Origin of the sequence: Sphingopyxis sp. LC363, assembly GCF_000756385.1 — a bacterium.
GTDB lineage: Bacteria > Pseudomonadota > Alphaproteobacteria > Sphingomonadales > Sphingomonadaceae > Sphingopyxis.
Map to the genome: position 1 here is coordinate 74966 of NZ_JNFC01000034.1, position 24383 is coordinate 99348.

Below are 24383 nucleotides of genomic sequence, written 5' to 3' on the forward strand. Positions count from 1 at the left end.
TCAGGCTCAGAAGTTGAAGCGGACCCCGAGCGAATAGGTCGTGTCGTCGTTCCGCACTTCGCGAACGAAATCCTCACGCGATTCGAAGTTGCGCGTCTTCTGGCCCGTGATGTTGGTGCCGGCGAGGCTGACCGTGATGCCCGGCGCCACGTCGTAGTTCAGGCCGAAGTCGAGCCGCCCCGCAGCGCGGATGCCGTTGAGCCCTACCGGGATCGAAACCGGCCGCAGCGAGAGGCCGTTGGTGATGTCGCCGTCGAAATATCGCGAGCGATAGGTGTAAATCATCCGCGCCGAAATGCCGTATTTCTCGTAGATCAGGCCGATGTTGTAATTATATTTGGAGACCCCGAGCAGCGGCAGGCCCTGAAGCCGGTCGCCGGGGGTTGTCACCTCGCTGTCGATGACGGTGAAATTTCCCATTATGCCCGCACCGTCGAGTCCTTCCGGAAGGAAATCGAGGAACAGCTGGCCGCCGACTTCGACGCCCTTGATCTTGGCCGAACCCAGATTGCGGGGGGTCGAGATCACATATTGCAGGCCGTCGATCGTCCGCACCTCGGTCCCGTTGATGATCCGGTCCGTGATGTCGCGATAAAAGGCGACCGCCGAGACATAGTTGCTGCGGCCGAAATAATATTCGAGCGACGCATCGAAGCTGTCGGCCTTTTGCGGGCGGAGGTCGGGGTTGCCGCCCGATCCCGAATTCTGGATCGTGTTGACGTAGGATACGACATAGCTGAGGCCCGGATTGAGCTGGCCGAAGCTGGGCCGCGACAGCGTTTTCGAGTAATTGAAGCGCGACTGGAGCCCGCCGCCGAACCGGATGCGGGCGCTGGCGTTGGGCAGCAGGTCGGTGTCGCTGGTCGAGCGCCGGACGAGTTCGATCCGCGACGTGCCCGTCACCGGATCGGTCACGCGACCCGAACCCGCGATCTCGCGGTCAGTGCGGGTCAGGCGCGCGCCGACCATGCCGTCGATCGAAATCGTATCGGTCAGCGCGATGTCGTAACCCGCCTGCAGGAAGCCGGCATAGCTTTTTTCCTGCGCATCATAGTCGCGCGTCGGGTCGAAGGCCGGCGTGTCGGGCGAGATGCCGTACAGCGTCCTGAGCTGTCGCTTGATCGATTCCTGAACCAGATAGTCGGGGTCGAGCTGCAGGAAGGAGGCGCCGCCGTTCATTTGCGGAACGCCGGGGGCCTGTGAAAGAATATCGCTGGGGAGACCCGCGCCATCGAGCGGCGTCACAAACGAGCCGCCTGGGGCTGGTGGGCCGCCAAGATATTGCTCGAAGGCGGCCTTGCGTTTCGCAACGCGGACACCCGCCTGGACATAGTCGAGGACCCCGTCGAAATCATATTTGGCGTCGCTCATTACGGCCCACAAAGTACCTCGGCTGCGGTTGATATTTTCGCTCATGCCGTTGGCGAAGGCGAGGCCTTCGGGATCGTTCATCGGATTGCCCGGCATCGTCGCCTCAACCTCATGGTCGACGTCGCGGACCAGGACCAGTTCGTCGATGCGCTTGCCGATATCGACGCGGAAGCTGTCGTTCCGGTTGGTCGAGGATTCATAGGAGATGTCGGTATTCCAGGTAAGCGCGCCGATTTCCTTGTTGAAGCCCGTGGCGATCACATAGATGTCGGTGCTCGACTTGTTCGCGACGGTCGCGGTGTAATATTCGATATTGCGAGCCGTATAGCCTGTGGCGTTGCACAGTTCGCGGATCGTGCCGGTGCCCGTCGGGTTGTCCGGGCTCTGCACATTGCCAGAATAATAGCCGTCGGGGCCGACGGCGAAATCCTCGCAGGTGTCGCCGGCGGTCGCCTCGAGCGAGTTGCCGGTGAAGGCGCGGAAGGTCGGGCGCGCCTGGAAGACGTCGCCGCGATACCCCGCGAACAGCCCCTCGGCGTAGATTGTCGTGTCGCTGTCGGGCGCCCATTCGAGCGAGAAATTGGCTTGCGGACGCTCATATTTGCCGAATTCGATGGCGGCGGCGAAGCCGGTGGGCGCGTGCAAATTCTGCGGCGAGCCCGCGGGGCCCGCGCTCGTGGCGCGTGTCCAGTCGTTCCACGCGATCGGCCGGGCATATTTGTTGCGCTGATAGGATATGCCGACCATCGCCGCGATCTCGCCCTCACCGGCGTCCCAGCGGTTGGCCACCAGCAGACTCAGCGCCGGATTGATCGTATTCTTCGAACCGGCTTCCTGCAGATAGGTCGCGCGCGCGCTGCCCGCGATCGTCAGCTCCTTGAAGTCGAGCGCGCGGCGCAGGCGCATGTTGACGCCGCCAGCGACGCCGCCTTCGATCCGTTCGGCCGAATTGGACTTGTAGACATCGACCCCCGCAAGGGCTTCGGCCGGGAGATCCTGAAACGAGAAGCCGCGGCCGACGCCGGTGAAAATCTCGCGCCCGTTGAGCGTGGTGACGATGTCGTCGAGGCCGCGGATGCGGGCGCCGACGATCTCGTTATTACCGCCGACGACGACCTGAACGCCGGGCACGCGCTGGAGCGCCGAGGCCGTGGTCAGGTCGGGAAGCTTGCCGATATCCTCGGCGACGATCGAATCGACCACGGCGGTCGACTCGCGCTTGATCTCGGCAGCGCGCGAAAGGCTCTGGCGGATGCCGGTGACGACGATGTCGCCCGACGTGTCCTGCCCTTCACCCGCAGCCGGATCGGCGGCTGGCGCGGTTTGCGCAATTGCCATGGGTGCACCCGATACGAGTGCCATCAGCGCCACGGAGGCGCGAAGACTGACCTTCAATGGACCTCTCCCTATAAGACATCATACAAGTATGGCAGATTGATCTTATTATTCTGCCGGACGTAATTCGGTGCCTGAGTTCTTCTGCAGGTCTGTGTTTTGGTCTGGTTCAGCCCGTCGGGCTGTTGGACGACATGAAGTCGTGGAGTTCGCGGTGCCGTTTGAGGCTGCCGCTCATATGGGTTCGCGCCGCCACCCGCGCGGCGTCCGGATCGCGGTGGATGATGGCGTCGAGGATCGCCTCATGCTCGGCGCTGATCACCGCCTTGTAGCTGTCGCCGATATAGGCCTGGCCCTGCCGCAGATAGAGCGAGCGCGGTGGAACGAGGCGGACGCCGAGGAAATCGATCAGCTTGGCGTAATAGGTGTTTTTGCTCGCGCGGGCGATGACGTTGTGGAATTCGACATCGGCCTTGACCGAATCCTCAAGGCCGACTGCGGCCTCGCCAAGAATCCTGATCTGCTGGCGCATATTCATCACGTCGACCTCGGTGCGCCGCTCGGCCGCCAGCGCAGCCATCTCGGTTTCGACGCAGAGCCTGAGTTCGAGAAGCTGGATCACATCGCTGAGATTCTCGACCTCGTCGCGCGTGACCTGGAAAGCCTGGTAGCGCGCGGTTTCGCTGACGAAGAGCCCTTTTCCCTGGCGGGCCTCGACCAGTCCCGCCGCCGCAAGGCGGGCGATCGCTTCGCGAATCACCGTCCGGCTCACGCCGAGCACATCGACGAATTCGGCCTCGGTAGGGAGCTGGGCGCCGGGCGGATGCACGCCCGACATGATGCTGGTGCGGATATGCTCGCACGCGGCGTCGACGAGGGACGGCCGCCGCTTGCGAAGCGCCAGCCTGTCGTCATGCACAGCGTTGCTGCCGCCCTGCCTCACGCGCCCATTCTCCCGTTGCTGGCACATAATGCACCATATCCGCTTGAGTGTAGCGATTATAAGTCATATGACAACTTAAATAATTTCATTTCATTTTAAAAATTTGATCCATCGGGCCCACGAGCCATGGCCGCAAGGGTGCCACATCGTCGCACAGCGTGACATAAGGCGGGTTCGTCGCCCGATCGGATCGCTGCCAGGGAGAGAGATATGACGCGGATTTCGACCATCTGGAAAAAGGGGCGTGCCCCCGCGACAATGGCGTTCTTGCTTGCGGTGGCCCCGGCGATAGCCGCGGCGACACAAGAGGCGCCGGACATGCCGGCGGTCGCGGGGTCGCTCCCGCCGCCGCCTGACCGCGAGCCCGGGGCCGCGGTGGTCCGCGCCGACTATCGCTACGACGATCTATTGTGGGAGAATGATCGCACCGCGCACCGGATTTACGGCCATGCGCTCGAAGCGGCGGAACCGCCCTCGGGCTCGGGAATCGATTCGTGGGGCAAGAATGTGCGCTGGCCCTTCACCGATCGCCAGCTGCGCAGCGGCGACCAACACAGTTATCGCGGCGAAGGCTTGGACTTCTACAATGTCGGTTCGACGCGCGGCGCCGGCGGGCTCGGCATCTGGCACGACAACAAGCTGTGGACGTCGCGCAACTACGTCAGCCACCGCATCCTGTCCGCAAGCGGGCAGGCGGCCGATTTTATCGTCGATTATGCGCCCTGGCCGGTCGATGTGGATCGCAAGGTCTGGGAGACGCGCCGCTTCACGCTTCCGCTCGGCACGCATTTTACCCGCATGGTCTCGACCATCTCGTCCGACAGCGACGAACCGCTCCTCGTCGGGATCGGCATCGGCAAGCGGACCACGGGGTCGGGCGCCGGCGAACTGACGGTGGACCGTGCGAAGGGACTTCTTTCGTGGTGGGGACCCGCGGACGGCGATCATGGCCGGATGGCGATCGCGATCCGGGTCGATCCCGCGATGATCGCCGAAATACGCGCCGATGCTGACAATCAGCTCGTCCTGCTACGCGTCGCGCCCGGCAAGCCGTTCGTCTATTTTTCGGGTTCTGCGTGGGACAAGGGACAGGGCGGCTTTCGCACGCGCCAGGCATGGGATGCCTATGCGGCCGGCGAGAAGCTGGATTTCAGAGTCCCGAGATGATCCCGCAACCGGTCGCTTCCTGCTGTCGCGCTTTAGGCGAGGTGCGGCGTGGCGACCGTGTCCACCGCCGGCACCGACGGTAGGAACGTCAGCGCCTTCACGAACTGCGCGGTGCAATTGGGCCAACTGTAGCGCGCGCCGAGCGCCGCTGCGTCCTTCCGGTCGCATAGCAGCGCGGTGTCGATCGCGCGGCCCAGGTCCTCGTCGAGCGCGCCGGCTCCGTCGCGCACGATGTCGCCTGGACCGGGTACCGGATAGGCGGCGACGGGGGTGCCGCAGCTCAGCGCCTCGATGACCACCAACCCGAAGGTGTCGGTGCGGCTGGGAAAGACGAAGACATCGGCGCCGGCATAGGCCGCCGCCAGCATGTCACCGCCCAGTTTGCCGAGGAACAGCGCGTCGGGATGCCGCGCCTTGAGTTCGGCGAGCGCAGGCCCTTCGCCGACGACCACCTTGGAGCCCGGCCGATCGCTGTCGAGGAAAGCGCCGATATTCTTTTCCACCGCGACGCGGCCAACATAAAGCTGGATCGGCCGCGCGAGTCCGGCATAGGCCGGATGCGGCGCGCGGTCGGGGCGGAACAGCTTGTGATCGACACCGCGCTCCCACATCATCGTCTGGCCGAGACCCTGCCCGGCGAGTTCGCGCGCAAGGCTGCGCGTCGCGACCATGATGTGCCGCGCCGGGCGGTGGAACCAGCGGATGAAGCGCCAGACGAGCGCCGGTGAGACGGGCAGGCGCGCCGCGACATATTCGGGGAAGCGCGTGTGATAGGCGGTGGTGAAGGGAAAGTCGTTCTGCAGGCACCAGCGCCGTGCGGCGAGGCCGAGCGGCCCCTCGGTCGAGATGTGGATCGCCTGCGGGGAAAAGGCACGGATGCGGCGTCCTACCGCGCGCCGCCCGGCGAATGCGAGGCGGATCTCGGGGTAGGAAGGGCAGGGAGCCGAACGGAAGAGATCGGGCGAGATCACCCCAACCTCATGCCCCACCGAGCGCAATTCACCGATCGTTGCCTGCAGCGTGCGGACGACGCCGTTGACCTGCGGCTCCCACGCGTCGGTGACGATCAGGATCCTCATGCGGCGGCGGGCAACGCGAGCTTCGTCGGGACGCTCCGCGCCGCGACCTCCTCGGCCCAGTGCAGGATTTCCATCGTTCCGTCATGATGCTCGACCAGCGCGGTGCAGCCCTCGACCCAGTCGCCGTCGTTATAATATTCGGTGCCCTCGATCTCGCGCATCTCGGCGCTGTGGATGTGACCGCACACCACGCCATCGACCCCGCGCGAGCGCGCGGCGTGGGCGACGACTTCCTCATAGCGGCCGATGAACTGGACCGCATTCTTGACCTTGTGCTTGGCGACCATCGACAGCGACCAATAGGGCAGGCCGAGCTTGCCACGGACCCAGTTGACCACGACATTGCATTTCATCAGCGCGGTGTAGGCGGCGTCGCCGACGAAGGCGAGCCAGCGGTGCGCGAGCATCACGGCATCGAATTCATCGCCATGGACGATGAGCAATTTGCGGCCGTCGGCGGTTTCGTGGATCGCCTCGCGGCGGATCTCGACCCCGCCGAAATCGAAGCCGTCGAATGGGCGGACCATCTCGTCATGGTTGCCGGGGACATAGACGACGCGCGTGCCGCGCTTCGCGCGCTTGAGCACGCGCCACACGACGTCATTATGCTCGGGGGGCCAGAAGTGGCGCTTCTTGAGCCGCCAGCCGTCGATGATGTCGCCGACGAGATAGAGCGTCTCGCAATCGACATGGTCGAAGAAATCGATCAGCAGCGGCGCGTTGCAGCCGCGCGTGCCGAGGTGGATGTCGCTGACCCATATGGTGCGATAGCTGCGGCGTTCGCCGATCACGCGCTCGGGAATATGCGGATCGGTCGTGAACGGGTCGGGAAACCGGGCGGGGATCGGCAGGGTCGAAATCGAGGCCATGTCGTGCTCCGTAAACAGCTTTTGGCTGCCCACGGCCTAGACAGGAGTTTTGTTACAGCGCGCGATTCAAACTCGCGACAGTTTGAAGAAAGTTTGAAGGCGCTTTGGTGACGTTGCCTATTTGACACATATGCGATTAACCATGATCCAATCAGGTTGGCCGAATCACCAAATTTCTGATTTCGCTCATATCTTCCATGGCAAAGCGGATCCCTTCGCGGCCCAGACCGCTGTCCTTGACCCCGCCATAGGGCATATTGTCGACGCGGTAGGAGGAGACGTCGTTCACGACAATGCCGCCGACGTCGAGACGATCCCACGCCTCGAGTATCTTGTGGATGTCGCGCGTGAAGATGCCCGCCTGCAGTCCGAACTTGCTGTCGTTGATCTCGGCAAGCGCTTCATCCCAGTCGGTGAATTTCGACAGGATCGCGACGGGGCCGAACGCTTCTTCGCGATACGCCTTGGCGCTGCGGTCGACGTCTTCGAGCAAGGTGGCCTCGAGCATCGCGCCTTCGCGCTTGCCGCCGACGAGCAGCTTTGCGCCATTCGCGACCGCTTCCTCGATCCACCCGTCCAATCGCGCGGCTTCCTTTTCGGAGATCATCGGACCGATGAAGGTCTTGCGATCCTTGGGATCTCCCGCGACCAGCGTTTTGGTCTTTGCGACGAGCATGTCGCGGAACTTGTCGTAGATGTCGGCGTGGATGATGATCCGCTGCACCCCGATGCACGACTGGCCCGATTGATAGAAGGCGCCGAAGATGATCCGCGCGAGCGCATGATCAAAATCGGCATCCTTGTCGACGATGACCGCGGCGTTGCCGCCGAGTTCGAGCACGACCTTCTTCTTGCCCGCCTTGGCCTTCAGATCCCAGCCCACGCCCGGCGAGCCGGTGAAGGAGAGCAGTTTCAGCCGCTCGTCGGTGGTGAACAGGTCGGCGCCGTCGCGCGTCGCGGGCAGGATGCTGAACGCGCCTTCGGGCAGGATGTCGCATTCGGCGAGCACCTCGCCCATGATGATCGCACCGAGCGGCGTCAGCGATGCCGGCTTCATCACGAACGGACAACCCATCGCGATCGCCGGCGCGATCTTGTGCGCCGCGAGATTGAGCGGGAAGTTGAACGGCGAGATGAAGCTGCACGGCCCGATCGGCACGCGCTTCCACATCCCCATATAGCCCTTGGCGCGCGCCGAAATGTCGAGCGGCTGGACCTCGCCATAGTTGCGCGTCGCTTCCTCGGCGGCGATGCGGAAGGTGTCGATCAGGCGGGTTACTTCGCCTTCCGAATCGGCGATCGGCTTGCCTGCCTCGACGCACAGCGCGTAGGCGAGCTCGTCGAACCGCTCCTGAAAGCGCGCGACGCAATGGGTAAGGACATCGCGCTTTTCGAAACTCGCGAGCCGCGCCATCGGTTCGGCAGCACGCACAGCGCCCGCGATCGCCGCGTCGATAATGTCAGGGGTCGCGAGCGCGGTGCGGAAAGCAACCTCGCCGGTGAACTTGTCGATCACCTCGAGGTCGGTGTTCGGCTGCGCCGCCTTGTTGTTGAGATAGAGCGGGTAGACGTCCTTGAGTTTCATTCAGCTTCTCCCCCCTCCCGCCTGTGGGAGGGGTTGGGGGTGGGTCAGCGGCGGTGAAGTATCTCACCCCGCTGCGACTAGCGAGCAAGCTCGCAAGTCTCGCTGCCCCTCCCGCAAGCGGGAGGGGGTGAGGAATTACAGCTCCTTCGACAGCCTCTTGATGTCATTATTCAAAATCTGATCATTCTCCGAATAATCGACCGGGCAGTCGATCAGGTGGACGCCCGGCGTATCGCGGCAATGCGCGAGCAGTTCCTTGAGGTGCGCCGCGCTTTCGACGCGGTGCCCTTTGGCCCCATAGCTTTCGGCATATTTGACGAAATCGGGGTTGCCATAGGTCAGGCCCCAATCCTTGAAGCCCATATTCGCCTGTTTCCAGCGGATCATGCCATAGCTGTTGTCGTTCAAAATCAGCACGGTGATGTTGAGGCCGAGGCGCACCGCGGTCTCCATCTCCTGACTGTTCATCATGAAGCCGCCGTCGCCGCAGATCGCCATGACCTTGCGCTCCGGATAGAGCATCGCCGACATCATCGCGCTCGGTAGCCCTGCGCCCATCGTCGCGAGCGCATTGTCGAGCAGCACCGTGTTCGGTTTGCACGCGGTATAGCCGCGCGCGAACCAGATCTTGTACACGCCATTGTCGAGGCAGATGATCCCGTCGTCGGGCATCGCGTCGCGGACCGACTGCACCAGATGCGGCGGGAAGATCGGGAAGCGCTCATCCTTGGCGAGCGGCGCGGTATGCTCGACCTCGGCCTTGCGATAGGCGAGCAGATGGTCGAATTTCCAGCCGCCGTTGGGGACGATATCCTCCTTCATCTGCCACACCGCGTTGGCGATGTCGCCGATCACCTCGATATCGGGGAAATAGACGGGGTCGACCTCGGCGGTCTTGGTCGACACATGGATGACGGTCGGGCCGCCGCGCTGCATGAAGAAGGGCGGCTTTTCGATCACGTCGTGGCCGAGGTTGACGATGCAGTCCGACGCCTCGACCGCGCGGTGGACGAAATCGCCCGAAGACAGCGCCGCGCAGCCGAGGAATTTCGGATGCCGCTCGTCGATCACGCCCTTGCCGAGCTGGGTTGTCAGGAATGGAATGCCGGTCTTCTCGATGAATTGCAGCAGCATGCGGCTCGTCATCGTCCGGTTCGCGCCCGCGCCGATCACGAGCACCGGCGACTTCGCATTCTCGAGCGCCTTCACCGCCTCGCGGATCGATTTGCTATCGGCGTTCGGACGGCGCGAATGGCTGCGCTTCAGCGGCGTCGAATCGGTATGTTCGTCGGCGATATCCTCGGGCAGCTCGATATGAACGGCGCCGGGCTTTTCCTCTTCGGCGAGGCGGAAGGCCTCGCGGACGCGGCTCGGGATATTGTCCGACGAGGCCATCTGGTGCGTATATTTGGTGATCGGCCCCATCATCGCGACGACGTCGAGGATCTGGAAGCGGCCCTGCTTCGACTTCTTGATCGGCTTCTGGCCGGTGATCATCATCATCGGCATGCCGCCGAGCTGAGCGTAAGCGGCCGCGGTGACGAAATTGGTCGCGCCCGGCCCCAATGTCGCGAGGCATACGCCGGTCTTGCCCGTATGGCGGCCATAGGTCGCGGCCATGAAACCCGCGCCCTGCTCGTGCCGCGTCAGGATCAGCTTGATTGTCTTCGAGCGCGACAGGCTGTCGAGGAAATCCAGATTCTCCTCGCCCGGAACGCCGAAAATATACTCGACGCCTTCTTCCTCAAGACATTCGATGAACAGGTCGGATGCTTTTTTCATATGCCAGTCGCCCCCTCAGCCGCGCATCGAACCGATGCGGCCTCAAATCATGCCGGCGACCTTCAGCATATATGTCGATACAGCGGCTCTCGTCATAGGTCGCGAGTCCCTGCTGTATCGGGAAGGATTTGTAACGAGGGGAAAAGGGGTTGTCACCCGCCCCTGTCGTGCCGAGCCGACGCTAGTCGATGTCGAACAGACCCGCGAGCTGCTCGACCATCGTGCCCCCCAATTGCTCGGCGTCCATGATCGTCACCGCGCGGCTGTAATAGCGCGTGACATCGTGACCGATGCCGATCGCGCACAGCTCGACCGGCGAGCGGTTCTCGATCCACTCGATCACCTGGCGCAGATGCTGATCGAGATAGGCGCCGTGGTTGACCGACAGCGTGCTGTCGTCGACCGGCGCGCCGTCGCTGATCACCATCAATATCCGGCGTTCCTCGGGACGATTGATGATCCGCTGATGCGCCCACATCAATGCCTCGCCGTCGATATTTTCCTTGAGCAACCCCTCGCGCATCATCAGCCCCAAGGACTTGCGCGCGCGGCGATAGGGTTCGTCGGCGGGTTTGTAGATGATGTGACGGAGGTCGTTGAGGCGGCCGGGGTGGGCGGGACGACCCGCGGCGAGCCAGTCTTCGCGGCTCTGCCCGCCCTTCCACGTCCGCGTCGTGAAGCCGAGGATTTCGGTCTTCACGCCGCAGCGTTCGAGCGTGCGCGCAAGGATGTCGGCGCTGATCGCGGCGATGCTGATCGGGCGGCCGCGCATCGAGCCGCTGTTATCGATAAGCAAGGTCACGACGGTATCGCGAAAGTCGGTGTCCCGCTCGATCTTGTAGGAGAGCGACTGGCCGGGCGAGACGATCACGCGCGCAAGCCGTGCGGCGTCGAGCTGCCCTTCCTCCTGATCGAAATCCCACGCGCGGTTCTGCTGCGCCATCAACCGTCGCTGGAGCCGGTTCGCGAGCTTGGTCACCGCGCCCTGCAGATGCGTCATCTGCTGATCGAGATAGGCGCGCAGGCGGGTGAGTTCGTCGGCATCGCACAGCTCGGTCGCCGCGATAATCTCGTCATGCTTTTCGGTGAAGCGCAGATAGTTGAAATCGGGGATGTCGCTCGGCAGGCGGTTGGGACGCACGGGCAGCATGCCCTCGTCGCCTTCGCCGCCCATTTCGGGTTCGCCGTCGGCTTCCATTTCCTGTGCATCGGGGTCGCTGTCGCCGTCGTCGGCCTGATCGCCCGCCATTTCGGCGCGCGCATCGACCTGCGATTCGCCGGCACCGCCGTCTTCGCTTTCCTGTTCTTCCTGACTCTCTTCGGCTTCGCTCTCGTCCTGCTCGCCGCCGTCCTCGCTGCCTTCTTCCAGCGGCTCGTCGCTGTGGATCAGGTCGAGGTGGCGGAGTGCAAGCTTCGCCGTTTCTGCAAAGGCCGCCTGATCGTCGAGCTGCATCGACAGCGCGGTGAGGTCGCCGCCCGCTTCCTGGGTGATCCACTCGCGCACCAGCGACAGGCCGGTTTCGGTGCCCTGCGGCGCCTGCTCGCCGGTCAGCGCTTCGCGCAGCATCAGTTCGAGCGCGCTCGAGATCGGCACGTCCTCTCGGTTCTGCGCGCGGCTGATCGGGTCGCTGCGCATCCGCATCATCAGGCTGGCGGCCAGATTGCCGCGCATCCCGTCCATGTGGCGCGCCCCCAATGCCTCGATCCGCGCGCGTTCCATCGCGTCGAATGCTGCGGCCGCAATTGGCTCGGCGGGGCGCGCGGCATTGTGGATCTTGTCGCTGTGGTGCTTCATCCGCAAAGCGTAAGAGTCGGCAAAGCCGCGTGCTTCGGCGACCTGATCGGCGGGCAGCGTGCGCGACGGGGTCGGCACCTTGATCGCCTTGCCGACCTGTGCCGGCGCGTCTGCGGTGAAACCGACCTCGACCTCGGCATCGCGCGTCACCGCGCGCGCGACGCTCGACAGCGCGGCCTTGAAATCGTCGAGGGGAGAGGAAGCGGACATCGAGTCGGCTCTAACCAGCTTTTCGGAATGAAGAAAGGGCTACTCCAATCGTCACCCCGGACTTGATCCGGGGTCTGCCTTCTTCCGCTTCAAGACAGGCGGATCCCGGGTCAAGCCCGGGATGACGAAAGGGGAGGTAGGGGCCGCGATAGCCAAGCTCGCTTGACGCAAACGGAAGGCAGGCGCATCGCCGCGACATGAGCTCCCCCCAACTCTCCCCCATGAAGCGCCCGTGGATCGTTATCGCCTGCGCCGCCTTCATCGTCACGCTCGCGATGGGCGTGCGTCAGTCGTTCGGCCTGTTTCTGCCGCAGATGAGCGTCGATATCGGCATCAGCCGCTCCGACTTCGGGCTCGCGATGGCGCTCCAGAACCTGCTCTTCGGCCTCGTGCAGCCGTTTGTCGGCGCGCTCGCCGACAAGCATGGCGCGGGGCGCGTCGTCTTTTTCGGCGCGCTGCTTTATGCGCTCGGGCTGATCGGCGCCGCCTTCGCGACCGACGCGATCGGGCTGCATATCAGCTTCGGTATCTTCATCGGCATGGCGCAGTCGGCAACCACCTTCGTCGTCGTTTTGGGGGCGGTCGGCCGCGTCGTCAGCCCGGAAAAGCGCAGCGGCGCCTTCGGCATCGTCACCGCGGGCGGGTCGCTCGGCCAGTTCCTCGTCGTGCCGCTCGCGTCGATGCTGCTCGGCGATGTCGGCTATCATCAGACGCTCTGGATCATGGCCGGGCTCGTCGCGCTGTGCGGACTGCTCGCGATCGGCGTTGCGGGGCGCACCGACACGCCGGGAACGCTGCAGGCGGAGGAGCAAAGCGCGCGTGACGCGCTCCGCGAAGCCGCGACCCACCGCGGCTATTGGCTGCTCAACGCGGGCTTCTTCGTCTGCGGCTTCCACATCGCCTTCATCGCGACGCATCTCCCCGCCTATCTCGACGACAAGGGGCTGGGGATCGAGATCGGGGCGCAGGTGCTTGCGCTCGTCGGCCTGTTCAACATCCTCGGCTCCTATGTCTTCGGCCGTGCGGGCGATCTCTTGCGACAGAAATATGTGCTCTCGGCGCTCTATACCGCGCGCTCGGCGGTGATTGCGCTCTTCCTATTCCTGCCATTGAGCCATGCCAGCGCGCTGGTGTTCGCAGGCGCGATGGGCTTCCTCTGGCTTGGCACCGTGCCGCTCACCAGCGGGATCGTGGGGCGCATTTTCGGCATACGCTATCTCTCGATGCTCTACGGCATCGTCTTTTTGAGCCACCAGCTCGGCAGCTTCTTCGGCGCGTGGATGGCGGGGCTGATCTTCGACGCGACCGGCAGCTACAATATCGCGTGGGGCTTCTCGATCGCGCTCGGGCTGCTCGCGGGGCTCGTCCACCTGCCGATCGCCGACGCGCCGGTCAAACGGCTGCAATCGGCATGAAGCTCGCGCGGCAGGACTGGATCGCGCTCGCGCTGTTCGTCGCTGTCGCGCTCGGCGGGCTGTGGCTCTGGACCGGCGAGGGACCGGTCGTCTGGCTCACCAACTTCGCAATCATGTGCGGTTTCTAGCCGCTATTCGGGTGCCTCGGTTTCGGGGGTGCGGTGGCAGATCGCGTCGTCGCCGTCCTTCGGTATGGCCGGATCGGGAGCCAGGCGAAACACATGCGCGAGGTGCGTCGGGACCCGCTCGGGCCGGGTCTGCTTGTTCGCGACGACGTCGATGAAATCGCGGCACACAACGGCGCTGCGCAGGAAATTGCTGTGCCCGGTCGAACCGCGCGATACGTCGGTCGTGTCGATCACGGTGAATCCCGGGCGCGCGGCGGGGTAGCAGCGCTCGGGGAGTCCCTTCGCCTTCAACTCGTCGGCCTCAAACGGATTGAAGCAATAGGGCGAGCCGAGCCGCGGGTAGCCGTGGATCGCGCGCGAGGCGGCGAGAGCCTTGTCGGCGCGCGAGACATAGGCGGTGATCCGGCGGCCCACCGCGACGCGCCGCGCCGACAGCACTTCGTCCTCGATATCGCGCTCGAACGTCTCGCGGTCGATGTCGGGCGAGGCGAGGATGACGTTCGAGATATTGCTGCTGTCGGCGCGGCTCGACGTGCGGTCGACATAGGCGACGGCGGGGATCACCAGCCGCGCGCCGAGCGAGTGCGAGACGACGACGATCTCCTTGACCCAGCTCTGTTCGGCGAGCGATTTCAGGAAATCGCGGAAATTGCGGACGTCGTGATACATGTTCGTCTCGTCGACGACATAGCTCAGAAACTTGCCCTGCGACGGCCAGCTATATTCGACGATCGGGCCGTCGAAGCCGGTCATGCGCGCGATCTGCGCCGCGTCCTTCGACGTCGTGTTGAAATTCTCGCGATAGCCGTGGACATAGAGAAGAACGCGGCCCTGCCTGCGGTCGGTCTCGGCCTGCAGTGCGCGCCACCAGTCGGCCGGCGTCTGGAAGGCGAGCGGCGTAAGGAAGCGTTCCTTCTTGCCGACTTCGACATCGCGCGGCGCGTTGAAGCGGCCATAGCGGATGCGGTCGCCGCGGTGGTGGAGCAGTTCGATCTCGCTCGTGCGGCAATCGGGCAGACGGCTCGTCGCGAAGAAATAGGGCAGCGCCTCGCCATCGACGACCGCGCCCGGCTGAGCGGTGCAGCGCGGATCGGCGACATATTCGGCATGGCGGATCTTGCCGTAATCCACCGCCGCGATGCTGCAGCCGCCGAGCGACAGAGCGGCGGACGCCACCAGAAGGTGGCGCTTGTATATCACTTGCCGATGACGCCTTCGGGCAGGTCTTCGCCAAATACGCGCTGATAATATTCGGCAACGATCATCCGCTCGGCCTCGTCGCACTTGTTGAGGAACGAGAGGCGGAAGGCGAAGCCGATATTATTGAAGATCGCGGTGTTCTGCGCCCAGCTGATCACCGTCCGCGGCGACATCACGGTCGAGATGTCGCCGTTGATGAAGCCCTGCCGCGTCAAATCCGCGACCTTCACCATATTGGCGACGGTGGTCTCGTCGGTATCGGGCACCTTGGCGAGAATGATCGCGCTTTCGGTCGCGGCGGGCAGATAGTTCAGCGTGACGACGATGTTCCAGCGGTCCATCTGGCCCTGGTTGATCTGTTGCGTCCCGTGATAAAGTCCGCTCGTGTCGCCCAGCCCGACGGTGTTCGCGGTCGAGAAGAGGCGGAAATGCGGGTTCGGGCGGATCACCCGGTTCTGGTCGAGCAGCGTCAGCTTGCCCTCGGTCTCGAGCACGCGCTGGATCACGAACATCACGTCGGGTCGGCCCGCGTCATATTCGTCGAAAACCAATGCCGTCGGCGTCTGCAGCGCCCAGGGCAGCAGGCCCTCCCGGAATTCGGTGACCTGCTGGCCATCTCGCAGCACGATCGCGTCGCGCCCGACGAGGTCGATGCGGCTGATATGGGCGTCGAGGTTGACGCGGATGCACGGCCATTTGAGGCGGGCGGCGACCTGTTCGATATGCGTCGACTTGCCGGTGCCGTGATAGCCCTGCACCATCACGCGGCGGTTGTATTTGAAGCCCGCGAGGATCGCGAGCGTCGTGTCGCCGTCGAAGACATAGGCGGGGTCGAGGTCGGGGACGCGCTCGTCGGCCTCGCTGAACGCCGGCACCTTCATGTCGATATCGACTCCGAAGACTTCGCGCGCATCGACCTCGGTATCGGGCGCCGCAAGCAGCGTCGAGCCGTGGTGATCGGGAAGGCTGTTCGGGATATCGGTCATGGCAAAGTCCAGCAAGCAAACGGGGAGAGTCGCCGCGCGGCGGCGCTTCGCCGTCGCGGTATAGCGACGGGTTGCGCCTTGCAACGCCTTTTCAGAAGAGGCCGAGCGCCTTCATCACCGCCGACTGGTCGTAATAGGGGCGCTCGCAAACGATCTTGTCGCCACCCGGCGCGAATTCGAAGCTGGCCGCCATGCGGATGCGGAAGGCCTTGCCGGTGGGTTCGATCGTGCGCAGACCAAGCTTGAGCGGGCCGGTGTGCGTGCCGGTCAGCCAGAATTCGACGAGCACGGTGTTCGTCGCGGCGTCGGCGGCGATCGCGATGACCTCGTTCGCCTGGTCGGGAAAGGGTTCGCGCGACGACGCGAAATAGGAGCGCACCGCGGCCTCGCCGTCGAAGATCGTCCCGGGGCCCATCAATTCGTAACGCGGATGGTCGAAGGTCGCGAGGACGCCGTCCCAGTCGTGCGTGATCTCGAGCGCCATGTGGCGGCGCACCACCTCGATCCGTGCTTCGTCCAGGTCGGTCATTGCGGCTCTCCTATGCGAACGCCTTGCTCTTCCTGAGCAACTGATAGGCCTCGACTACCGCACCCAGCCGTGCTTCGAAACTGCGATCGCCGCCATTCCGGTCGGGATGATATTTGCGGACGAGTTCGCTGTAACGGCGGCGGAGCGCCGCGCGGTCGGCGTCGGCGGGCAGCGCCATCAACTGCATCGCGTCATGTTCCTCGCGCGACAGGCGGGGATTGGCCGCCTCGCGCCGTGCTTCGTCCATCCGCTGGCGAAAGCGCGCGCCGAGCGCATCCATCGGATCACGGAAATCGGCCCAGCGTGGCGGCAGGTCGGCGCTGCCCGCGGGACGGAAGGCGCGGCTTTCGGTTTCCCAGCCGGCCGTGGGCGACTGCGCCGCCATGATCTGGTCGGCGCTCATCCCTTCGAAGAAATTATAACCCGCGTTGAATTCGCGCACATGGTCGAGGCAGAGCCAGCGGTAAGGCGGCGGCCCGTCGGGCGATCGGTGCGACGAGACGGGGGCGCGAAACTCGCCGGCCTCGGCGCATCCGGGCGCGGCGCAGCGTTCCTCGCGCGGGACGCGGCCATGGAATCGGGAAGGGCGGGCGGAAGACGGCAAAGCGGGCTTTCGGAATCGGGGTGGGACGTTGGTAGCCGGAAGGCCTTATAATTTGGCGATGGAGGGCCTATGGTCAAGCCCATGAGCAACAAAGGCCCCGTACAGCAAGAGATGGAAAGCCTGCTCGCGGCAGCCTTTCCCGACGCGAACTTCACCCTCAGCAACGACAGCGCGAGCCATCACGGCCATATGGGCGACGACGGCAGCGGCGAGTCGCATTTCAGCCTCGCCATCGAATGGGCGGGCTTCGCCGGGATGAACCGCGTCGCGCGCCAGCGCACGGTCAACAAGGCGCTCGGCGACCTGCCGGGACAGCGCGTCCATGCGCTCGCGATCCGCGCCACGGCGCCGGACGAATGACGATGCCCGACAAGGTCAATCTCGCCGAAGCCTTCGCCAAAATCCCCGACGCGTGGAACCCGCGCGTCGCGGGCGACGTCAATGATTTTCAGGTGAAGCTGGTCAAGCTCGACGGCAAGTTCGACTGGCATCACCATGATATCGAGGACGAACTCTTCCTCGTCGTCGCCGGCCGGATGAAAATGGCGTTTCGCGACCGCTACGTGATCGTCGAGCCAGGCGAATTCATCATCGTGCCGCACGGCACCGAACATTGCCCCGAGGCACTGGACGGCGAATGCCATGTGCTGTTGCTCGAACCAACCTCGACGCTGAACACTGGCAATGTCGAAACCGAAAAGACGAAGAAAACACTGGAAAGGCTCGGCTGATGTCCACGACCGTCATCACCCCCTCGACCCACGATATCGGCGCGTTCGACGTCCGCCGCACGCTGCCCAACAAGGCGCGGACGATGGTTGGCCCCTTCATCTTCGTCGACCAGTTCGGCCCCGCGCATTTCGACATCGGGCAGGGGATGGACGTGCGCCCGCACCCGCATATCAACCTGTCGACCGTCACCTATCTGTTCGAGGGCGCGATCGACCATCGCGACAGCCTCGGCACCTATGCGACGATCCGCCCCGGCGCGTGCAACCTGATGACCGCGGGGCGCGGCATCGTCCATTCGGAGCGCACGCCGCAGGCCGAACGCGCGACCGGCTCGGGCATCTCGGGCATGCAGACCTGGCTGGCGCTGCCCGACGGTAAGGAAGAGATCGATCCGGCGTTCGAGCATGTCCCTGCCGACAAGTTGCCGCTCGTCGAGGACGGCAGCGTGTCGGCACGCGTCATCATGGGCAGCTTGTGGGGCGCGACGGCGCCGACGACGCAGCACAGCGCTACCATCTATGCCGACATCCTGATGAACGCCGGTGCGACATTGCCGATCGATGCCGAAGCCGATGAACGCGCCGTGCTCGTCGCGATCGGCGACGCGACCCTCGATGGCGAGCCGCTCGAACGCCACAGCCTCTATATATTGAAACCCGGGCAGGCGATGACGCTGCGCGCGTCGAGCGATGCCAGGGTGATGCTGCTCGGCGGCGAGGCCTTCACCACCCCGCGCCACGTCTGGTGGAATTTCGTCAGTTCGAGCCGCGAGCGCATCAACGCCGCGAAGCGCGACTGGAAGGACGGCAATTTCCCGCTCGTTCCCGGCGATAGCAAGGAATTCATACCCATCCCCGAAGTGCCGAAGACAGTCAGCTATCCCTGAGCCTGTCGCTCGCACCGGCGTTGTCCGCGGTTGCGCCGCTGGCGGCTTTGGGGTGGGCTTAAGCCGTTCCCCTCCCTTTTAGGGAGGGGAGAGATATGTCCGCAATCGGTCGAATGCCGCCTTCCAAATATTCCGCGCAGAGGCGCAGAGGCGCAGAGAGCGCAACTAGGGCAGCTTTTCACCTCTGCGTCTCTGCGCGAACCTTATTCGAAGCCGCCTACGCGGCCATGCCAGCTACCGGTCGTTTGCCGTTATCTCATTTTTCGCCGTAGAAATCCCTTTCCTAAAAAATCCGGCCATGATCTACCCTGCCGGATGACCCCACCACCTCCGTGCCGCCCCGATCCGTTTCTGCGACAGCGATTACCCTCTCGTGCGCGCGATGGGGCGTCAACTTCGTCAACTTCCAAACGCGACTATCGATCGCGGAACCGCCGTGCCAAAGCGATCACAACGCCGCTTGCCAGCCGCCCATATCCCCGCCAGATTGGTTTCGAAACGAAACCAAAGGAGCAGGGTGGATGATCGGCGATTTCGAACAGCAGCGCGTGAGGCTTTCGACCGGGGTCGAACTCGACGTCGTCGACATGGGGCCGCGCGATGCTCCGGTGCTGATCTTCCTGCACGGCTTTCCCGAATCGCACCGCACCTGGCGCCATCAGTTGCCGCATTTCGCCGAGCGTTTCCGTTGTATTGCGCCCGACCAGCGCGGCTATCGCGGTTCGTCGAAACCGCAGGACGTCGAATCTTACACGCCCGATAAACTGATCGCCGACATCTTTGCGCTCGCCGACGCGCTCGACGTCGATAAATTCATGATCGTCGGTCACGACTGGGGTGGGGCGATCGCATGGGGGGTTGCGCTCGGCGGCCAGCCTGGCGGGCTGCACCCGGCGTGGGCAGGGCGCGTGACGCGCGCGGTGATCGCCAACGCGCCGCACCCCGGCATCTTTCAGCGCCTGCTCGCGACGAACGAAGCGCAGCGCGCGGCCAGCCAGTATATCCGGACCTTTCGCGATCCCGCGAGCGACTCGATCATCGAAGACCATGGCATCGCCGGCATCCTCGCCCACGCCTTCGAAGGGCGCGTGCCGAGCGGCGGCCTTCAGCCCGCCGACGAAATTTCGCGGCTGCTCAAGGATTGGGAAGATCGCGATACGTGCCGCGCGATGATCAACTGGTATCGCGGATCGCCGATCACCGTGCCCGCAATGGACGAACCCTATGCCGAACCGCCCGCCGTTGCTTTTCCGAAACTTGCCATCCCGACGCTCGTAATCTGGGCGCTCGACGATGTCGCGCTGCCACCGTGCAATCTCGAGGGGATGGAAGAATTCGTGCCCGACGTGACGATCGTCGAGGTTCCCGATTGCGGCCATTTTGTACCTTGGGATGCGCCCGAAGCCGTCAATCGGGCGATGGATGATTTCTTCTCGCAAAGTTGAGCCAGCAGTCTCGCCGCAAAAAAAGCGGCGGGCGGCGATGGCGCCGCCCGCCTTATTAGAGGGGTCTGTCGCTGCGTGTTTGGGGCACGCAAACATTGTCATCCACACCCGCTTTTCCCCGACAGCGACCGAGGTCGGGGGTTTTTAGGTGGGGCGATTTAACCATATTATCGGCGAATATAGCAGGCTTTCACATTCTCCCATTCTTGCCATACTTCGGTCATGGAAGTGGGTGGACTCAGGGTTGCCTCGATTACCGACCGGATCGATGGCCCTTCGAACTGGACGATCGAACGTGATGTCCATGCGCTGATCCTTTACGAAGCGGGGAGTTATCACTGGCTCGAAACCTGGCTGGGCGCGATGCGGACGTCGCTCGGCGACCCGCTGCCGGGCGAGATGTGGCTCGTCCCGGCGGGGTTTCTGTACCGCGCTACGGCGAAAGGGGGCGCGGTTCGCTACAGCGAGGTCGAGATTCCCCTGCCGCTGCTTTCGATCGCGCCCCATACGCGGGCGCTCGCGGCACATTACGACCTCGCGATTGCAGCGCTCGTCCGCGCGCTCGCGGCGGGCGATTCTTCGGCCGCCGGTCCGCTCGTTGCGATCCTGGCCAAGACGCTGGACAATATGATCGGTCGCGCCGAATCCCCGGCCATGATTCAGCGGATCAACCAATTGATGATCTTCATTCAGGCTCAGCTCGAAACGCCGCTGACGGTCGAGGATATGGCGGCCGAGGCGGGCATGTCGGTGAACAGCCTGATCGTTCATTTCGCCCGCGCGACCGGGCGTACACCGGCGCAATATGTGCTGCGCCAGCGGCTGCGCCGCGCCTGCTGGTTCCTGATGAACCGCCCGCTGTCGATCGCTGAAATCGCCTTTGCCACCGGATTTTCGAGTCACGCGCATCTGTGCGCGACCTTCCGGAGCAAAGTCGGCATGTCGCCCGGCGAATGGCGCCGCCGTAACCGATCGGCTATCCTGCCAGCGGGCGGGGAGGAATAGGGGATGCCGCACACAGCGGTCATGCTGGTCGCGGGGATTGGCTACTGACGCTCTTCCGCATCGCGATACGGGACGCCGCCCGCGCGACGCGACTATTCCTGATCCTCTGGTTCGTCGTATCGATCGGCAACCTGCTCGTTGGCGTGTTTCACGCGGGCTATGGCTGGGCAGAGGAAGCGACGATCTGGCTGTTCGTCTTCGGCGCCCCCGCGGTGCTTGCATTCGCCGCGAGCCGTTTCGGATGTTAATTTTCAGGCCGCATCAGGCAGCCGCTCGCACCGGCGTAGCGTGCGCTGCGCGAGGCAAGCAGCGGAACGCTGCCGGTGACGGTCTTTGTCGCCGGATCCTCGCTCAGCGAGACCATCTCCATCCCCGGCTCAAAATCGCTCTGACAGCTTTCGAGGCTGCGGCCCTGAACATAGCGGCACGAACAGCCGACGCGCGCGGCATAGGCCGACCCCAGTTCGGCCTGCGCCTTGAAAGACGGGAACTTCCATATCGCGAAGACGGCAAGCAGCACCGCGGCGGCGATCGCCCAAGGCAGGCAGCCGCCCCAACGGCCGGGTTTCTTCCGCGGCGGCGGCGCAGGAGACGGCGGGGCGGGGGAAGACGTCTCGCCCGTTGAAGGGTCGGTCGGATTGATGTTATTCACCCAGGTCATGATCACGAAAAAACGGCTGCTGGCAAGTGGCGCCCTTGCGATGCTCGGCGTCTGGTCGCTCGGCCAAGCGACGGGTCAAGGCAATATGGCGCCCGCATCGCCGACGCCCAGATTTGGCGTGTCGCTGGACGATGTCGCGTCAGCCGGAACCCCGCGTGCACTCCCCGCCTTGCCCACCGCCGTCAAGGCCCGCGCCGACGCGCTGTTCGTCGAGGCCGAGGATGTCGGGCAGACGCGCGCTTTGCTCGTCCTGCGCGATGGCGAGTTGATCTACGAACGCTACGCCGCGGGCTTCGGTCCCGAAAGCAAGCTGATCAGCTGGTCGATGGCGAAAAGCATCACCGCGGTGCTCACGGGCTTCCTCGTCGCCGACGGGCAATTGTCGCTCGACGGGCCGGCGCCCGTGGCGGCGTGGCAGCGCAGCGGCGATCCGCGCGGTGCGATCACGCTGCGCAACCTGCTGCACATGTCGTCGGGACTCGAGCATGTCGAAAATGGCGATCCGATCTGGCAGGGCGATACGGTCACGATGCTGTTCGGCGACGGCGCGGGGAATATGGCCGGTTTTGCCGAAGCCAAACCCGCGGCGGCGCAGCCGGGCGAGGTCTTCAACTACAGCTCGGCGACCAGCGTCATCCTGTCGGACATCCTCGCCGACACGCTGACGCCGTCGCCGAATTCCGACGCGCGGCGCGACGCGATGCTGGGCTTCATCGAAGGACGGCTGGTCGAGCCGCTCGGCATGGCCAGCCTGATGCCGGAGTTCGACGCGCAGGGCACGATGATCGGCGGGTCGATCATGCACGCGACCGCGCGCGATTACGCAAGGTTCGGCGAATTCCTGCGCAATCGCGGCGTGGTCAATGGCCAGCGGCTGCTCCCCGAAACCTGGATGCGCTTCATGCTGACGCCGTCGCGGAATGACGCGGGCTATGGCGGTCATATCTGGCTGAACCGCAGACGCCCCGCCGGTGTTACGCCGGCATTATGGCCCGATCGTGGTCCGAACGACCTCTTCGCCTGCATCGGCCATCAGGGCCAATATATTATCGTCTCGCCGTCGCAGCGGGTGACGATCGTTCGGCTCGGCGTCACGCGGGATGATCAGTTCCCCGCGTTGCGCCGCCACCTCGCCGATCTGACCGAAAGCTTATAGCAGGAAGTCGCCCACGACCGTCGTCACGCAGCTGCCCGTAAGCTCGACCATATCGCCGTCGAGGCGGCAGCCGACATGACCGCCGCGCGCGCTCGCCTGATAGGCCGCGAACGCGTCGCGGCCGAGGCGCGTCGTCCAATAGGGGGTGAGCACGCTGTGCGCCGACCCGGTCACCGGATCCTCCGGAATGCCGGCGCCCGGGGCGAAGGCGCGGCTGACGACGTCGGCCCCCGACGCGTCGCCCGTACCCGCCGCAGTCGCGATATAGAGGATGTCGTCCTTGCTCAGCGCGGCGAGGTCGGGGCTTAGTGCCCGGATCTCTTCGGCGCCATGATAGACGATCAGCGCATACCCGCCCTCGTGCCACAGCGTTTCGACGACGTCGCCGCCCATCGCGCGCGCGATGTCGGGTAGCAGCTTCGCTTCCGCCCGATAAGCGGGCAGCTTCATGCGATAGCCTTCGTCCTCGCCGTCACGCCTGACCTGCAAGATGCCGGCCTTGCGCGTGCGAAAGCGCATTTCGCTCCGCCATTGCGCCGCCGACAGCAGCACATGCCCGCTCGCCAGCGTCGCATGGCCGCAGAGCGCGACCTCGATCGTCGGCGTGAACCAGCGCAGCTCATAATCGGCCTCGTCGCTGTCGTCGGGCACGAGGAAGGCGGTTTCGGCGAGATTGTTCTCCGCCGCGATCGCCTGAAGAGTCGCGTCGTCGAGCCATTCCTCAAGCGGCATCACCGCGGCGGGATTGCCCGCGAAGGGCCGGTCGGCAAAGGCGTCGACCTGCATGATCGGAAGGCGGCGGGCGGCGCTCATGGATACAGATATCCTCTCGTCCAACTGTCGCCGGCGCGCCGGAACAGCGTGCGTTCGTGCAGACGGTGGGCCCGGTCCTGCCAGAATTCGATAGCCGAAGGATTAACGCGCCAGCCCGACCAGCGCGGCGGACGCGGCACGTCCTGTCCGTCGAAGCGCGCCTGCATCTCGGCGAAACGTGCCTCGAAGGTTTCGCGGCGGTCCAGCGGACGCGACTGGTCGCTCGCCCAGGCGCCGAGCTGGCTGTCGCGGCTACGCGTCGCGAAATAGGCGTCGGCGGTGGCATCGTCGACCGGGGTCGCCATGCCCTCGATACGAATCTGCCGGCGCAGCGACTTCCAGTGAAAGAGCAAGGCGACATGGGCGTTTGCAGCGAGTTCGCCGCCCTTGCGGCTGTCTAGATTGGTATAGAAGACGAAGCCGTCGGGGCCATGACCTTTCAAAAGCACCATGCGCAGCGATGGCCGACCGTCCGGCGTCGTCGTGGCGAGCGCCATCGCATTGGCGTCATTAGGCTCGCTGGTGCGCGCTTCGGCGAACCAGCCGTCGAACAGTGCAAAGGGATCGTCCGTCATGCGCGCGTTCATAATGCGCGCTGCGTTCGCGGTCGAGCGGGATCTATGTGGAACTTGACCGTTCCCCGGCACATTACCACATGGCGCACCAATGGGCCTTCACGGCCAGTCA

23 protein-coding genes are annotated in these 24383 nt (G+C 64.4%); 9 read left to right on the forward strand and 14 right to left on the reverse strand.

Annotated features, from left to right (window positions below; translation table 11 throughout):
* Positions 1 to 6: 6 nt before the first annotated feature.
* The gene (locus FG95_RS13205) at positions 7 to 2709 is read right to left on the reverse strand and encodes a TonB-dependent receptor (RefSeq protein ID WP_161786558.1); all 2703 of its coding nucleotides are present in this window, start codon (positions 2707 to 2709) and stop codon (positions 7 to 9) included.
* 166 nt (positions 2710 to 2875) lie between these two features.
* On the reverse strand, positions 2876 to 3649 hold the full coding sequence (locus tag FG95_RS13210; RefSeq protein ID WP_235211559.1) for a FadR/GntR family transcriptional regulator: 774 nt from the start codon (positions 3647 to 3649) through the stop codon (positions 2876 to 2878).
* A 210-nt stretch (positions 3650 to 3859) separates the two neighbouring features.
* Here FG95_RS13210 and FG95_RS13215 point away from each other — a divergent pair, with 210 nt between their 5' ends.
* The gene (locus FG95_RS13215) at positions 3860 to 4816 is read left to right on the forward strand and encodes a DUF4861 family protein (protein ID WP_052182363.1); all 957 of its coding nucleotides are present in this window, start codon (positions 3860 to 3862) and stop codon (positions 4814 to 4816) included.
* A gap of 32 nt (positions 4817 to 4848) precedes the next feature.
* On the opposite strand, the gene FG95_RS13220 is transcribed toward FG95_RS13215, so the two are convergent.
* From FG95_RS13220 to cobT, 5 genes are all read right to left on the reverse strand, one after another.
* Positions 4849 to 5895, reverse strand: a complete 1047-nt coding sequence (locus FG95_RS13220) for a glycosyltransferase family 4 protein (protein WP_037556471.1) — start codon at positions 5893 to 5895, stop codon at positions 4849 to 4851.
* Positions 5892 to 6764, reverse strand: a complete 873-nt coding sequence (locus tag FG95_RS13225) for a UDP-2,3-diacylglucosamine diphosphatase (protein ID WP_037556473.1) — start codon at positions 6762 to 6764, stop codon at positions 5892 to 5894. Before FG95_RS13225 ends, FG95_RS13220 begins: the two co-directional genes overlap by 4 nt.
* Positions 6765 to 6915: 151 nt before the next feature.
* Entirely contained in the window at positions 6916 to 8349 is a 1434-nt protein-coding gene (locus FG95_RS13230) for an aldehyde dehydrogenase family protein (protein ID WP_037556475.1), read from the reverse strand.
* 135 nt (positions 8350 to 8484) lie between these two features.
* Complete coding sequence (locus tag FG95_RS13235) at positions 8485 to 10131, reverse strand: acetolactate synthase large subunit (protein WP_037556477.1); 1647 nt, start codon at positions 10129 to 10131, stop codon at positions 8485 to 8487.
* A 181-nt stretch (positions 10132 to 10312) separates the two neighbouring features.
* Positions 10313 to 12136 (reverse strand): cobaltochelatase subunit CobT, encoded by a 1824-nt coding sequence (gene cobT / locus FG95_RS13240; RefSeq protein WP_037556478.1) that lies wholly within the window; start codon positions 12134 to 12136, stop codon positions 10313 to 10315.
* A gap of 221 nt (positions 12137 to 12357) precedes the next feature.
* On the opposite strand from cobT, the gene FG95_RS13245 reads away from it, so the two are divergent.
* Both FG95_RS13245 and FG95_RS21260 read left to right on the forward strand, forming a co-directional pair.
* On the forward strand, positions 12358 to 13551 hold the full coding sequence (locus tag FG95_RS13245; RefSeq protein ID WP_200880200.1) for an MFS transporter: 1194 nt from the start codon (positions 12358 to 12360) through the stop codon (positions 13549 to 13551).
* The gene (locus FG95_RS21260; RefSeq protein ID WP_268746863.1) at positions 13548 to 13679 is read left to right on the forward strand and encodes a hypothetical protein; all 132 of its coding nucleotides are present in this window, start codon (positions 13548 to 13550) and stop codon (positions 13677 to 13679) included. The genes FG95_RS13245 and FG95_RS21260 overlap by 4 nt, the downstream gene beginning before the upstream one ends.
* A gap of 3 nt (positions 13680 to 13682) precedes the next feature.
* Here the strand turns inward: FG95_RS21260 and FG95_RS13250 are convergent, their stop codons facing one another.
* The 4 genes from FG95_RS13250 to FG95_RS13265 all read right to left on the reverse strand — a co-directional run bounded on the left by FG95_RS13250 (position 13683) and on the right by FG95_RS13265 (position 16998).
* Entirely contained in the window at positions 13683 to 14855 is a 1173-nt protein-coding gene (locus FG95_RS13250; protein WP_235211560.1) for an alpha/beta hydrolase, read from the reverse strand.
* Between the two features lie 20 nt (positions 14856 to 14875).
* Positions 14876 to 15865, reverse strand: a complete 990-nt coding sequence (cobS, locus tag FG95_RS13255) for a cobaltochelatase subunit CobS (RefSeq protein WP_037556629.1) — start codon at positions 15863 to 15865, stop codon at positions 14876 to 14878.
* A gap of 91 nt (positions 15866 to 15956) precedes the next feature.
* On the reverse strand, positions 15957 to 16394 hold the full coding sequence (locus FG95_RS13260) for an ester cyclase (RefSeq protein WP_037556481.1): 438 nt from the start codon (positions 16392 to 16394) through the stop codon (positions 15957 to 15959).
* A 10-nt stretch (positions 16395 to 16404) separates the two neighbouring features.
* On the reverse strand, positions 16405 to 16998 hold the full coding sequence (locus tag FG95_RS13265) for a J domain-containing protein (RefSeq protein ID WP_037556482.1): 594 nt from the start codon (positions 16996 to 16998) through the stop codon (positions 16405 to 16407).
* 81 nt (positions 16999 to 17079) lie between these two features.
* On the opposite strand from FG95_RS13265, the gene FG95_RS13270 reads away from it, so the two are divergent.
* The 5 genes from FG95_RS13270 (at position 17080) to FG95_RS19955 (ending at position 21066) form a co-directional block, all read left to right on the forward strand.
* Positions 17080 to 17358, forward strand: coding sequence for a BolA family protein (locus FG95_RS13270; RefSeq protein WP_037556631.1), 279 nt, complete (start codon positions 17080 to 17082; stop codon positions 17356 to 17358).
* Positions 17355 to 17729, forward strand: coding sequence for a cupin domain-containing protein (locus FG95_RS13275; protein ID WP_037556483.1), 375 nt, complete (start codon positions 17355 to 17357; stop codon positions 17727 to 17729). Before FG95_RS13270 ends, FG95_RS13275 begins: the two co-directional genes overlap by 4 nt.
* Positions 17729 to 18616 carry a pirin family protein gene (locus tag FG95_RS13280; RefSeq protein ID WP_037556484.1) on the forward strand — a complete coding sequence of 296 codons (888 nt, stop codon included), beginning with the start codon at positions 17729 to 17731 and terminating at the stop codon, positions 18614 to 18616. The genes FG95_RS13275 and FG95_RS13280 overlap by 1 nt, the downstream gene beginning before the upstream one ends.
* Positions 18617 to 19137: 521 nt before the next feature.
* Positions 19138 to 20061 carry an alpha/beta fold hydrolase gene (locus FG95_RS13285; RefSeq protein ID WP_037556485.1) on the forward strand — a complete coding sequence of 308 codons (924 nt, stop codon included), beginning with the start codon at positions 19138 to 19140 and terminating at the stop codon, positions 20059 to 20061.
* A gap of 222 nt (positions 20062 to 20283) precedes the next feature.
* Positions 20284 to 21066, forward strand: coding sequence for an AraC family transcriptional regulator (locus FG95_RS19955; protein ID WP_052182365.1), 783 nt, complete (start codon positions 20284 to 20286; stop codon positions 21064 to 21066).
* 244 nt (positions 21067 to 21310) lie between these two features.
* Here the strand turns inward: FG95_RS19955 and FG95_RS13295 are convergent, their stop codons facing one another.
* Positions 21311 to 21727, reverse strand: a complete 417-nt coding sequence (locus tag FG95_RS13295; protein ID WP_152567649.1) for a hypothetical protein — start codon at positions 21725 to 21727, stop codon at positions 21311 to 21313.
* Here FG95_RS13295 and FG95_RS13300 point away from each other — a divergent pair.
* Complete coding sequence (locus FG95_RS13300; protein WP_037556486.1) at positions 21726 to 22883, forward strand: serine hydrolase domain-containing protein; 1158 nt, start codon at positions 21726 to 21728, stop codon at positions 22881 to 22883. The genes FG95_RS13295 and FG95_RS13300 overlap by 2 nt on opposite strands.
* On the opposite strand, the gene FG95_RS13305 is transcribed toward FG95_RS13300, so the two are convergent.
* The gene (locus FG95_RS13305) at positions 22878 to 23696 is read right to left on the reverse strand and encodes a PhzF family phenazine biosynthesis protein (RefSeq protein WP_037556487.1); all 819 of its coding nucleotides are present in this window, start codon (positions 23694 to 23696) and stop codon (positions 22878 to 22880) included. The two genes, FG95_RS13300 and FG95_RS13305, sit on opposite strands and share 6 nt — an antisense overlap.
* Positions 23693 to 24271 (reverse strand): pyridoxamine 5'-phosphate oxidase, encoded by a 579-nt coding sequence (pdxH, locus tag FG95_RS13310; RefSeq protein ID WP_037556636.1) that lies wholly within the window; start codon positions 24269 to 24271, stop codon positions 23693 to 23695. The genes FG95_RS13305 and pdxH overlap by 4 nt, the downstream gene beginning before the upstream one ends.
* Positions 24272 to 24383 lie beyond the last annotated feature (112 nt).